Here is a 12,713-nt window from a genome sequence, read left to right as displayed (position 1 = left end):
CCACCCCGGCGCATGATGGCGCCCCCTGTCAAGACCGGCCCCCGCTACAACCACCTCATCGCCGTGCCCAAGGTGCGCGTGATCGATGAGAACGGCGAAAATCTGGGCGTCATGTATACCCGCGAAGCGATCGAGCAGGCCAACGAAGTCGGGCTCGACCTTGTCGAGGTTTCCCCCAACGCCGATCCGCCGGTCTGCAAGTTCCTCGATGTGGGCAAGTTCCGCTACGAAGCGCAGAAGAAGGCCAACCTCGCCCGCAAGAGCCAGAAGACGCAGGAGATCAAGGAGATCAAGATGCGTCCGAACATCGATGACCACGATTACGACACCAAGATGCGCAACGTGATCAAGTTCATCGGCGAAGGCGACAAGGTCAAGATCACGCTCCGCTTCCGCGGCCGCGAGCTCTCGCACCAGCAGCTCGGCATGAACCTGCTGCGCAAGGTGCAAGACGACGTCGCCGAAGTGGCCAAGGTCGAAGCCTTCCCCCGCATGGAAGGCCGCCAGATGCTGATGGTCCTCGCGCCGAAGTAACCGCGCTCAAGCCCTCTCCCCCGCGGGGAGAGGGTCTGACTCCCTGGTTCCAAACTCTCTTCTTCGTCACCCCGGGCTTGACCCGCGGTCCAGCTAGCCGCGCGCGCAGCGTTCGCGGGAGAAGGCCCCGCCAGCCCAAAAGCGGGACCCCGGGTCAAGCCCGGGGTGACGAGTAGGTGGGCCGGGTGATCCGCTGCCCCCAACACCGCCACCAAAACCATTTTCCTACCGCACCCTTCCTCGCCTATGACCTTGGCGGGACCGGCGCCGTGCGCTGGCGGGGCAAAGGGCGATGGAATGCGGGTCGTAGAGGCAGCTTGGCGATTGATCGAAAGAGCCGATCGAACTCGCCGAACTGATCGAACGCAATTATTCCTCTGGACTGTGTCAACTGTGTCAACCTCCCCCCGGACTGGCACAGAATGACCGCCAGAAGCATTGCCCTGATCGTCGGCCCGCTCGGCCTGCTCGCCACGCTGCTCCTCGCCGCGCCCGCCGGGATGCCGCCCACGGCGTGGCACACCGCCGGGCTCGTGTGGTGGATGGCGGTCTGGTGGATGACCGAGGCGATGCCGCTTTCGGCCACCGCGCTCCTCCCGTTCATCGTCCTGCCGCTCACCGGCGTGGTCGATGCGAACAAGACCGCGGCGGCCTACTATTCGCCGATCATGTTCCTCTTCGTCGGCGGCGCGTTCCTTGCGCTTGCCATCGAGCGGACGGGCCTCCACCGCCGCCTTGCGCTCGCCATGCTGGCCCGCGCCGGGACCAGTCCGGTGCGCTTGCTGCTTGCGGTGATGATGGCGACCGCCTCGATCTCCATGTTCATCTCGAACACCTCGACCGCGCTGATCATGATGCCGATGGCGCTGGCCATCCTCAGCTCCGGCGGCATCGAGGAAGGCGAGACAGATGGCATGGCCGGCGCGCTGCCGATGGGCGTCGCTTTCGCCGCGACATTGGGCGGTTATGGCACAATCGTCGGCACCCCCACCAACGCCATTGCCGCCGCGCTGCTGGATCGCACGCTGGGCGTGAAGATCAGCTTCCTCGAATGGTCCGCCTACGGCCTTCCCGTCGTGCTCATCGGCGTGCCGCTTGCCGCCTTTATCATCGCCCGCGTCCACCGCATCGGCCCGGGCAGCTTCGATCCCGCCGCCGCCCGCAATGCCATCGAACATTCGGTCCACTGGACCGTGCCCGAACGCCGCCTCGTTCCGCTGTTCCTGCTCACTGTGCTGGCCTGGGTCACGCTTCCCCTCACCGAAAGCCTTTTCCCCAAGGGCGGGCTGACCGACGGCACCATCGCCGCCATCGCGGGCCTTGCCCTCTTCGTCCTGCCCGACGGTACGGGGCGCGCAATGCTGACGTGGAAGGAAGCCAACCGCATGCCCTGGGATGTCATCCTGATGTTCGGCGGCGGGCTCAGCCTCGCCATGGGGATGGACGCCTCGGGCCTCAGTGACTGGCTGGCGACAGCGATGCTCCCCCTGCGGACGGTACCGCTGCCGATTGTCGCGCTGGTGCTCGTCTCGTTCGTCATTCTCGTCACCGAGTTTGCCAGCAATATCGCCGCCGCCAGCGGGATCATGCCGGTCGTCGCCGCGCTGTGCGGCGCGCTGGGAGCCGATCCGATCCTGCTCGCCCTCCCCGCCGCGCTCGCGGCCAGCTGGGGCTTCATGTTGCCGGCTGGCACTGGTCCCAACGCGCTCGCTTGGGGCACCGGCCACATCGCCATGCCCCGCGTGCTGCGCGCCGGGTTGCTGCTCGATCTGGCGGGCGTGTTCCTGATCGTCGGCACCGTCTGGGGCATGGCTGCACTCCTGCGCATCGGCGGCGGTTGAGGCCCGGATGGACGAACTCACCAGCCTGTCCCGGAACGCAGGCCGGGTGCTCGGTTCGCCGCTCCGCCTGCTGACCGGCACGCTGATCTACGTCGCGGTCGTCTTCGCCATCGCCACGCTGGGCTACATCGCCAATGGCTGGCCGGCAGACGATGCCGCCTACATGGTGCTGCTCACCATCTTCTCGGTCGGCTATGGCGAAGTGCGCCCGATCGACACGCATTTCCTGCGGCTGTGGACCACCGCCACGATCGTGCTCGGCTGCACCGGCATGATCGTGCTGACCTCCGCGCTCGTGCAGGTGTTCACGCTGTTCCAGTTCCGCCAGTTGCTTGGGGTAAACAAGATGCAGACCGAGATCGACCGTCTCAAGCACCATGTCATCATCTGCGGCATGGGCCGCATCGGCCTCCAGCTCGCCAAGGCGCTGACCGACGCGCGCCATCCGTTCATCATCATCGAGCGCAGCGCCGACAAGGCGGAAGAGGCCCGCGCCCTCGGCTGGCTGGTGATGGTGGGCGAGGCGACGCAGGAGGAAACCCTGCGCGCCGCCGGCATCCTGCACGCCCGCGTGCTCGCCTCGGTGCTGCCGGATGATGCCGCCAACGTGTTCATCACGCTTTCGGCGCGCAGCCTCAACCCCGCCGTCCAGATCATCGCACGCGGCGAGGCGCCGACCACCGAGCGCAAGCTGTTCCATGCGGGGGCCGACAAGGTGGTGCTCCCCACCCACATCGGCGCCGAGCGCATCGTCGAACTGATCCTCTACCCCGCCACCGACAGCCGCATCCACGAAGCCGAACACATGGCCGACGCGCGGCGGTTCCTCCACGATCTCGGCCTCGACGTCGAAGTCGTCACCGCCGTCGACAAGGGCGCGCTGACGGGTGCGACCGTCGGCGAAGCCGAACGCCGCGGCGCCGGTGCCTTCTTCATCGTCCAGATCGACCGCCTGAACGGCCAGTCGATCCAGCACCCCGGCGAGGACGTGAACATCGAGGCAGGCGACACGCTGGTCTTGGTGGTGCGCGGGACGCGACTATCGGCGGGCGCGATCTTCGGGATGCCGGCCAAGCCGGTGAAACAGGGGCGGACGTATGTGGGGTGAGAACGGGGACTCGGCAGCCATGCCCTTGCCTTTTGGGCGTCATTGACGTATATAACGCGCAATGCTGACCCGCCCGATCACCATTGCCGAGACGCAGAGCTTTGCGCGGGCGGCGGCAAGGATTTGGAGCGAGGAAGAACTGGCGGCGCTGATCGATCATCTCGCCCATAATCCGGAAGATGGCGACGTCATTCCGGGAGCCGGCGGGGTTCGAAAGCTGCGCTGGGGCAAGGCAGGTGTTGGCAAGCGCGGCGGCGCGCGGGTGATCTATTTCTACTACCGTCAGGATTGCCCGCTCTATCTGCTGCTGGCCTACGCCAAGGCACAGGCAAGCGACCTGAGCGCGGACGAGAAGAAAGCCGTGGCGGGCTTTGCCGCCATCATCAAGGGCGCGGCAGACACGTGAAGGAGCAGGCAATGGCAACAACATTCGGACAAGACCTGATCGCGGCGATGGACGAGGCCGCCGCGCATGCCCAAGGCAAGGGCGCGGTGGCGCGCATCCACACGATCGAGGTGCCAGATGTCCGCGCAATCCGCGAGCAACTGGGGCTGTCGCAACAGGCCTTTGCCAGCGCCTACCGGATTCCGCTGGCGACCCTGAAGGGCTGGGAACAAGGTCGCCGCCAGCCGGATGCCACCGCCAGCGCCTATCTCAGCGTTATCGCCCAGTTGCCGGAGGCGGCGCGGGCAGCGTTGCTGGCGGGGTGAATGGGACGCGTGCGTTTGACGACCGAAGGCACTCCATGAAAAACATTCAGATCATCGATGGCGCGGTCAACGCCACTTTCAGTGTGTTTCAGGCGACTGCAGAGGAGTTTGCTACCATCTTCCCGGATGGCCAGGACATTGAATTGATCGAAGATTTAGCCGAACGGCTCGGAGAACAGTCAGCAAATCTTGTACTCGAACCAATTTGGAACCGCCCGATTCTGAAGCGAGACGCGCTGGGAATCCACGGCACGCTATTCTACGACAATGACGACCGACGCGAACACATCCCCACATCAAAGCGCGAGATCGATTGGGACGAACGTTCGATCAATCAAGCGCAGCGTGATCTGTTCGCCAGCCATCGCTGATTAACGCCCTCACCCATGCGCTCCGAAATGGTTCGCAATCGCCGCTGATATGCGCAAATTCAGCGCATGCGCCCGCTCGATGGGATCGATGAACCGGGTGCGGATCGCGCCGTAGCCTTCCGCCCGGTTGTCCGGGTAGTCGGTGGGTTCGTTGACCGGGAAGTCCTCGATCTCGGGCTCGACCACCGGATAGGCCCGGCGCAGCTGGGCGAGTGCTTCGTCGACCCGCAGCGAGAGCAGCATCTCGAGCACATCCTCGCGGCTCACATCGTTGGAGCGGCTGAACGGGGGGACCTGCACCGCGCGCAGGACCATATGCATCAGCAGCGCCAGCCGCAGCGATTGCAGCAGCGCGATAGTGCGGCGCTGCTCGTCCTGCGAACGGTTGCGTCCGCCATCGTCAGGAGTCCTTGGCCCATCACCCTGCGGAACCATACCGAGCAGGCGGTGGAGCTTCATCCAGTCAACCCGCAGGCGCGAGGCAAGGCGGCGGAACACGCCGGCGCGATCGTCCTTCGTGAGGTACTCCGCCATGGCGAGGCACGGGTCTTCCAGCGCTGTCTCGGTGCCGCGATAGGGGCGGCTGGCCCAGTAGGCCGAGTTGAACAGCTCGCCGAAACAGGCCACCGTCTTGATCGAGGCGAGGCCATTGGCCGCGCGCAGCAGCCGCACCAGCTGGCGCCCGCGCGCCGAGCGGCCGAGCAGTTCGGCCACCGCTTCGGTCTCCTCGCCCGCCGCGATGCCCGCGCCCGCGATCACGTTCACCGGATAGCCGATCTGTTGCAGGATCGCGTTGTGCGGGATCGCGCGGATCTGCCGCAGGCTCATGGTGCGGTCGCTGGCGATATCCGACTGGCGGCGCGAGACGCGGCTGCCGGTCGTCTTGAGCATGCCAAGGCCAAACGCGGTGACGGCGCGCGCATACGTCACGCTTTCCAGCTGCTCACGCTGCACGCGGCGGATCGCGCGGTAGAAATCGAGGCTGAGGTCCGTGCGGTCGTAGAACGGATCGGGTTCCGCCTCGCCGCGCAAGGCTTCCTCTGCCTCGATGATGCGGGTCAGCGTCGCGAGCGCAAGTTCGTCGCTGCGGAAGAACAAGTAGCCGTCGCCGCCCTGGAAGCTCGCCTCGGGTTCCAGCACGATCTCGGCCTTGGCGAAGCGTCCGCGCGCCCAACGGCTGAGCGGCCAGGTCAGGCGGTCCTCGAAGCCCGAGGGGTGCGCGCCGCGGCCCATGCTTTCGCCGTGAGTGTTGAAGACGAGCGCAGCGACGTCGGTCAGCCCCGCCGCTTTCATCGCAGCGGCAAGACGGCCCTGCAGGCGCTCGATGGCCAGCGCTGCCGGGATCTGGCCCATGAAGCGTCCGGCATCGGAAAAGCCCGTCTGGATCGAGAGCCGCCCGCGCAGGCGCACGTATTCGCGGTAGGACTCCTCGGCCAGCAAGGCCTCGAGGAAACGGCCGCCGTGCTCCAGCGCCGCCTCGGTCTCGAACAGCGGGGAGACATCGACCTTGCCTTCGATCCCCAACAGCCGCGCGAAGTAGAGTGCCGCCAGCACCGTCTGCGGCTGTTCGCATTCGGCGATCAGCATGCGGATCGGCGCATCGGCGTCCACGTGGTGGAGGATCTGCGCCATCACCAGGAACTGGCGCATCGCGGTCGAGGTCTCGATGGCAAGCGCGGCAAAATTGGCGCGCAGCGGCTTCACTTCGGCGAGCAGCTCGCGCAGCTTGGACAGCGCGCTCTTGCTGGCGAGATCCATCGTGCCTTCGGGATCGATCCGCCGCCGCAGTGCATTGAGCAGCTGCGAGGCGTTCACGCGGAAATGAATCCAGCCCATGCCGAGCCCGTCCGCACGCATCGCGCCCGCAAGTACCGCGAGCGCTATGGCGGCATCGCCTTCCGCAGACTTGGCCTCAGCCTCCAGCGCGGCAATGATCGGGGCGAGCGAAAGCAGCTTGTCCGGATGCTCCGCCGTCAGCGCATTGGCCGCCGCCGCCAGCGCTTCCGGTTCGGCACCGAGGCCGGTGAACAGCGCGGCCATCTCCGCTGCATGGGCTGCAGCGCCGTTGAGCGTGGCAAGCAGCGTGTGATCCGGCACCACCGCCGCCAGCTGCGCGGCATAGCCTTCGAGCCGCCGCGCCTTTTCCTGCAGGCGATAGGCGACCGAGGTGGACCACGAAATATCGGTTCGTCCGTCCATGTCATAGCCGACCCAGCTGGCGAAGCGGAACGGCAGCGGCTTGAAATCGAGCCAGCGGCCAGGCCAGCGGGTGCGGGCGTGCCTGAGCAGCGCGGCGTTGATCCGGTCACGCGCGGCGCCGCCGCGTTCGATGGCGGCGAGCACTTCGGCGTGCTCGTAGTCGAGCGTGACCTTGGGGCCGGTGCCGGGGACCTGGCAGACGGTGGCCGCCATCGGATCCTCGGCCAGCGCGGCTTCGGCGACGGCATCGGATTCGGCGGGGCTCAGCAGGAAGGTCGGGTGCGCGGTGAACACGGCGTGGAGCAGCGGCCGCTCCCAGCGCTTGCGGAACTCAGAGAAGCCGTCTTCCTCGTTGAGCAACGCGGAGAGGCGGGCGAGGTTCTCGCTGACATCCGTCGGCGCGATCAGACCCCGAAGCTTGGCGGCGCGCGCCTGCAGGCCTTCGCATTCCAGCGCCGCGACAAGGCTCTCCATCGCCGCGAGATCGAGTGCGCCGCTCTCGAGCTTGCGGGAAAGATCATGGCTCAGTTGGAACACCGGGTTGAACAGCGGCGTTTCCGCCGTCCGCGCGTGGAGTTCCTGCAGGCGATTCCTCAGCGTATCGACCGTATCCATGCGCGCCGCTCCTTTGCCCAGATCGTTGGTCCTGCAAGCGGGTTCGCCGGCAGGCTGCACCGGGGTTACAGCCCCGGGAGTTCAGGCCAGCGCCGCTGCCGCGCGCGCCGCCGCCTCGATTGCCAGAACATCGGGCGCACCCTTGCCCACCACCCAGGAGCCGCCCACGCAAAGCACCGGGCCAAAGCCCAGCCAATCCGGCGCGTTATCCAGCGTGATCCCTCCCGTGGGGCAAAACTGGCACTGATGGAACGGCGCGGCAAGCGCCTTCAGCGCCGGGAGACCGCCCGACGTCATGGCCGGGAAGAACTTGAAATGCGTGAGCCCCAGATCGAGCCCGCGCATGATATCGCCCGCATTGGCGACGCCCGGCAGGTACGGAATACCCGATGAGACAGCCGCCGCGCCGAGCCGTTCGGTGAGGCCGGGCGAGACGATGAATTCGGCGCCCGCATCGATCGAGGCCTTGAGCGTGGCGGGATCAGTCACCGTCCCCGCGCCGACAATCGCGCCTTCGACCGAACGCATCGCGCGGATCACGTCGAGCGCGACCGGAGTGCGCAGCGTGACTTCGAGCACACGCAGGCCGCCCGCCACCAGCGCGCGTGCCACAGGCACGGCATGCGCCACGTCCTCGATCACCAGCACCGGAATGACCGGGGCCGTGCGCATGATGGTTTCGATAGGCTTCATGGGAACTCGCTGGGGCTGTTTGATACGCGCCCTGACCTAACGCGCGGGGGCGCGGCATGCAGCCTGCAAATGGTTGGGTGCATAGCTATTCTTGAGTTTACGCTGGTCCGGGATGTCCAAGGCCCTGCCTCTGCCCCGCTCATGCTGAGCTTGTCGAAGCATCCCGCACAGCGGTTGCGCCAGCACCCTTCGACAAGCTCAGGGTGAGCGGGAGCGGCAAATGGTTCAGGCGCAGGACGCCGCCTCAAATTGCCGAACTGAAGCTGCGCTCCTCGGTGCGATAGGCATCGAACACCGATGCAATCGCCCGCGCATAGGGCGCGGCGCCTGCTTCCAGCCGTAGCCAGCCGCGTTCGAGCGAAACGAGGCCGACGGCGGCGAAGGGCTCAAGGCGGGGCCTTGCGGCGTTCAGCAAGTCGCTGTCGATCCTGGCCGCGCCCTTGCACAGCAGCGCCTCGATCAGTGCGGCGCGGCGCTCGTCCTCGGGTCCGGTCTCGATGCCGCGGCGCCCGGCCAGCTGGTCCGCACCGATCAGCATGCGGTAGCGGCCCGGGTTCTTCTCGTTCTGCACCATCAGGCCCGGCAGTTCGCTGATGGCGGAGGCGCCGAGGCCGATCAGGGTGGAGGCCGGGTCTTCGGTAAAGCCCTGGAAATTGCGCCGCAGCGTGCCGCTGAGCGCCGCGCGGGCGAGTGGATCGCCGGGCAGTGCGAAGTGATCGAAGCCGACCGCGTGGTAACCCGCATCGATCAGCTGCCGCGCACCCATTGCGGCCGTCCGGAAGCGCCCGCGCTGGTCGGGCAGGTCCGAGCCATCGATCCGGCGCTGGCGCGGGATCATGTGCGGCACGTGGGCATAGCCGAACAGCGCGATGCGGTTGGGCCCCATGGCGACGCTCTGTGCCAAGGTTTCGGCCAGCACTTCGTCATTCTGGTGCGGCAGCCCGTACATGAGATCGAAGTTGATCGAGCTGACGCCCGCCGCGCGCAGACCCGAAACCGCCGTTTCGATCATCTCGATCGGCTGCACGCGGCCGATGGCGGCCTGCACCAACGGGTTCAAGGTCTGCACGCCGAGGCTGACGCGGGTGACGCCGATGCCGCGGATCGCCGTCAGCCAGTCGCGTGTGAGGGTGCGCGGATCGAGCTCGACCGACAGCGCGGGGCGCACGAAGCGGAATGCCAGCACGAGCGCGTCGATCAGGCGGACGAACTCGGTGGGCGGAACGGCATTGGGGCTGCCGCCACCGAAGGCGATGTGCTCGATGTGAACGGACGGGTCGAGCATGTCCGCCACCAGCGCGATCTCTCGGTGGAGGGCTTCGAGATAGGCGGTCAGGCGGTGGCGCTTGTTGGCGGCACCGGTATTGCAGCCGCAGTACCAGCAGATTTCCTCGCAATAGGGAATGTGCAGGTAGATCGAGACCGGGCCGGTCAGGCTGGTCAGCGAAATGCGCTGGCGCAGCTCGAAGCTTTGGTCGACGAACTCTGCCGCGGTCGGATAGCTGGTATAGCGCGGCACCGGCCGGGCGAGCAGCTCCGGGTAGTAGGTCAAGTCGGCAAATTGCTCAGGTGTGGATGGCCCGTTCATTGCCCGGAGTCCTCTTCGTCATCGGTATCACCAGAGCAGGTGCCACCGGCGTGACGCTTGCGCATTGCGCTATGGCAAATCTTGCAACACTGCTTGTCTGTCTCGTTGTTTTTTGTCGGCAGCGGAATGGGCGCCCCACCTCCGCACAGCGCGATCATTCTGGGATGCGCAGCCTGCGCCGGAATCGCCAGCTGGAGCGCCGCGAGAGCGCTGAGCAGGGCGAAGGCGCGCCTCACAGCGGCTGGTCCTCGTCGATCAGGATGCGCGCGGCGGCGCCATCGAGATCGGCGAACTGCCCACCCCTGAGCGCCCAGAAAAAAGCAACCAGACCAAGGAGGCCCATGCCGAGCGCGATGGGAATAAGGATGAGGATCGAGGTCATTTAGCGGCTCCCGTCAGCCTGAGCGAATTGGCGACGACGATCAGCGAGGACGTCGCCATGGCAATAGCGGCCATCAGCGGCGTGACGAGGCCCGCCATCGCCAGCGGCACGGCAAAGGCGTTGTAGAGGATCGCGGCGGCGAAGTTTTCGCGCACCACGCGCATCGTCCGCCGACTGGCGCGCACCGCGCGTGGCAGGGCGAGGAGCGAATCGCCTGTGAAGACGAAGTCCGCAGCCTGCCGGCCCACGTCGCTTGCACTGCCGGGGGCGATGGAAGCGTCGGCGGCGGCAAGCGCCGGGCCATCGTTGATGCCGTCGCCCACCATCAGCACGCACTTGCCGGCGCGCTGGAGGCGGTGGATGGCATCGAGCTTGTCCGCCGGGAGCGCGGCGGCCTGTCCGGTGAGGCCGGTCTCGCGCGCGGTGACCATGACGGCGGCGGCATTGTCGCCCGAGAGGATCGAGGCCTGGATGCCCAGCCCTGCGAGATCGGCGAGCGCAGTCTTTGCGTCCGGCCGCAGGCGGTCGGCGAAGCCGATCAGGCGGACCGGTCCGGCGCCGATGGCCAGCGCGGCGGACGTGCCCACCGATTGCGCGGGACGGCCGAGCGACACCGCAAGGCCCCTCCACATCGCGCTGACGCCGCGCCCCGAAGTTTCCTGCACCTGCTCGATGGTTGCGGCACGCACGTCGCGGGCTGCAAGCGCGAGCGCAAGCGCCTGCGAGAGCGGATGACGGCTGTGGCTGGCGAGCGCGAGCGCGACAGAAGCCTCTTCCGCCGACAGGGCATCGAGAACGGCAGCGTCGGGCACCGGACGACCCACGGTCAGCGTGCCGGTCTTGTCGAGCAGCACGCGGTCAACCTTGGCAAGGCGCTCGATGGCGCCGCCGTCCTTGACCATGACGCCCTGTTTCAGCAGTGCACCCGCTGCGACGACTTGCGCCACCGGCACGGCAAGTCCCAATGCGCAGGGGCAGGTGATGATCAGCACCGCGATACCCACGACCAGCGCCTGGTGGAACGATGCGCCTGCGATCAGCCAGCCTGCGAAGCTCAGCGCCGCAAGCGTGTGGACGGCGGGGGCGTAGAGCCGCGAGGCGCGGTCGGCGATGCGCACGAAAGCGCTCTTGGCCTGCCCCGCCGCTTCCATCGCCTGCGCAATTTCGGCAAGCGCGGTGCCCTGCCCGGCTGCGGTTACGATCACGTCGACCGGGGCATCGAGGTTGAGCATGCCTGCCAGCACGCACTGACCCGGGCCCGCGGGCACCGGTGCGCTCTCGCCCGTCAGCAGCGACTGGTCGAAGCGGCCCGTACCGCTGGCAATCTCGCCGTCTGCCGCGAGCCGTTCGCCCGCCGCGACACGCATCAGCATGCCGGGAGCAAGCGCGGCCGCCGCTGTCCAGCGCAGTTGGCCGTCAGCGCCTATGATCATCGCCCCGCTCGCGGCCTGCCGCAGCAGCGCGGCCACCCCTGCCCTCGCCCGGTCGCGCATCATCGCATCGAGCGCGCGGCCCGCGAGGAGGAACAGGAGCAGCATCAGGGTGCCGTCGAACCAGGCTTCCTTGCCGCCGGTCAGCGTCTCGTAACAGGAGAGGCCGGTCGCGAGCGTGACGCCGATGGAAATCGGAACGTCCATATTGGTGCGCCCGCGCTTCAGCGCTGCCCATGCCGAGCGGAAAAACGGCTGCCCGGCATAGAGGATTGCCGGGACGCCGATCAGCGCCGAAAGCCAGTGGAACAGATCGCGCGTGCTGCCATCCGCGCCCGACCAGATGCTGACCGACAGCAGCATCACGTTCATGCAGGCAAAGCCGGCTACCGCCAGAGGCGCAAGGAGTTCGCGCGTGGCCGAAGGCGGCTCCAACACATCCTCGCGCGGCTCGGCGGCAAAGCCCGCACCCGCCAGCGCAGCAACCAGCGCGGGAATCTCGACCGAATCGGTGTGATCGACCGCGATGGTCCGTGCGGTGAGGTTCGCGCGGGCCGATGCCACGCCGGGGACCGCCACGAGCGCGCGCTCGACTTTGCCCATGCAGCCCGCGCAGTGCATGCCGGGCACCGCCAGCACGCTGCGGCTGATGGCGGGGGCGAGGCGCGGGGATGCCGCGTTCACAGCGCATCATCCTCGGCATGCCATACGTGCCCCATAGCGCGGGCCTCGATGCCGACATGCCAACGGCCAGCAGGAAGCGCGGCTTCATAGACACCGGGCGCGACTTCGCGCGGGGTCATCACGACCGGGGCTTTGGCGCCAAGCGGATGGTCTGCCTGCGCGCGCACAGCGGCGCCGCTCAGCGGCTTGCCGCTGGCATCGGTGAGCGTGAAGCGCACCTTTTCTGCCCCTTCGCGCGCAATCGCCAGCTTCCAGCCCAGCGCCTTGTCCGCCTTCGCCGCGCCTAGCCATTGGTTGAATTCCTGGCTCGCGACGTAGGAGTTCTCCACCACCGCGCCGCTGAAGGTAGAGACCGCGAGGTTCGCAAGCAGCACGTTGACCGCGATCACCACGCCGAAGAAGCCGACCATGACAAGCGCCATATGCCGTCCGGTAAAGGGCCGGGGAGCGCGATGCATTTTCGATGCCGTGTTCATGACCCAATCTCCAAATCCAAAGCCGTACGTGTCGAGCGAAGTCGAGACACCGCACGCCGCGCCCGGTGTCTCGACTTCGCT

12 protein-coding genes are annotated in these 12,713 nt (G+C 67.1%); 6 read left to right on the top strand and 6 right to left on the bottom strand.

What is annotated here, in order from left to right; translation table 11 throughout:
- The first annotated feature begins 12 nt into the window (after window positions 1-12).
- The 6 genes from infC to IP83_RS10120 all read left to right on the top strand — a co-directional run bounded on the left by infC (window position 13) and on the right by IP83_RS10120 (window position 4,565).
- Complete coding sequence (gene infC / locus IP83_RS10145; RefSeq protein WP_054122104.1) at window positions 13-534, top strand: translation initiation factor IF-3; 522 nt, start codon at window positions 13-15, stop codon at window positions 532-534.
- Between the two features lie 422 nt (window positions 535-956).
- Window positions 957-2,375, top strand: coding sequence for a DASS family sodium-coupled anion symporter (locus tag IP83_RS10140; protein WP_054122103.1), 1,419 nt, complete (start codon window positions 957-959; stop codon window positions 2,373-2,375).
- Window positions 2,376-2,382: 7 nt separating this feature from the next.
- On the top strand, window positions 2,383-3,483 hold the full coding sequence (locus IP83_RS10135; RefSeq protein ID WP_054122102.1) for a TrkA family potassium uptake protein: 1,101 nt from the start codon (window positions 2,383-2,385) through the stop codon (window positions 3,481-3,483).
- A 61-nt stretch (window positions 3,484-3,544) separates the two neighbouring features.
- A complete protein-coding gene (locus IP83_RS10130; RefSeq protein ID WP_054122101.1) occupies window positions 3,545-3,889 on the top strand; it encodes a type II toxin-antitoxin system RelE/ParE family toxin in 345 nt (114 codons plus the stop codon).
- A gap of 11 nt (window positions 3,890-3,900) precedes the next feature.
- Entirely contained in the window at window positions 3,901-4,194 is a 294-nt protein-coding gene (locus IP83_RS10125) for a DNA-binding transcriptional regulator (RefSeq protein WP_054122129.1), read from the top strand.
- Between the two features lie 35 nt (window positions 4,195-4,229).
- Window positions 4,230-4,565: a hypothetical protein gene (locus IP83_RS10120; RefSeq protein ID WP_054122100.1), complete on the top strand. Its 336-nt coding sequence runs from the start codon at window positions 4,230-4,232 to the stop codon at window positions 4,563-4,565.
- 9 nt (window positions 4,566-4,574) lie between these two features.
- On the opposite strand, the gene IP83_RS10115 is transcribed toward IP83_RS10120, so the two are convergent.
- From IP83_RS10115 to IP83_RS10090, 6 genes are all read right to left on the bottom strand, one after another.
- On the bottom strand, window positions 4,575-7,379 hold the full coding sequence (locus IP83_RS10115; protein WP_054122099.1) for a phosphoenolpyruvate carboxylase: 2,805 nt from the start codon (window positions 7,377-7,379) through the stop codon (window positions 4,575-4,577).
- Between the two features lie 81 nt (window positions 7,380-7,460).
- A complete protein-coding gene (eda, locus tag IP83_RS10110; protein WP_054122098.1) occupies window positions 7,461-8,072 on the bottom strand; it encodes a bifunctional 4-hydroxy-2-oxoglutarate aldolase/2-dehydro-3-deoxy-phosphogluconate aldolase in 612 nt (203 codons plus the stop codon).
- Window positions 8,073-8,316: 244 nt separating this feature from the next.
- Window positions 8,317-9,660, bottom strand: a complete 1,344-nt coding sequence (gene hemN, locus IP83_RS10105; RefSeq protein ID WP_054122097.1) for an oxygen-independent coproporphyrinogen III oxidase — start codon at window positions 9,658-9,660, stop codon at window positions 8,317-8,319.
- Between the two features lie 232 nt (window positions 9,661-9,892).
- Window positions 9,893-10,042, bottom strand: a complete 150-nt coding sequence (gene ccoS, locus IP83_RS10100) for a cbb3-type cytochrome oxidase assembly protein CcoS (RefSeq protein WP_054122096.1) — start codon at window positions 10,040-10,042, stop codon at window positions 9,893-9,895.
- Window positions 10,039-12,156: a heavy metal translocating P-type ATPase gene (locus tag IP83_RS10095; protein WP_054122095.1), complete on the bottom strand. Its 2,118-nt coding sequence runs from the start codon at window positions 12,154-12,156 to the stop codon at window positions 10,039-10,041. Before IP83_RS10095 ends, ccoS begins: the two co-directional genes overlap by 4 nt.
- The coding region (locus IP83_RS10090) for a FixH family protein (protein ID WP_369817019.1) at window positions 12,153-12,713 on the bottom strand (561 nt) is incomplete at its 5' end. The genes IP83_RS10095 and IP83_RS10090, both read right to left, overlap by 4 nt.

The sequence above is a fragment of the Novosphingobium sp. AAP93 genome, from assembly GCF_001296055.1.
Lineage (GTDB): Bacteria > Pseudomonadota > Alphaproteobacteria > Sphingomonadales > Sphingomonadaceae > Novosphingobium.
The sequence above is the reverse complement of the archived record's forward strand: the minus strand, read 5'-3'. Positions and strand labels throughout refer to the sequence as shown.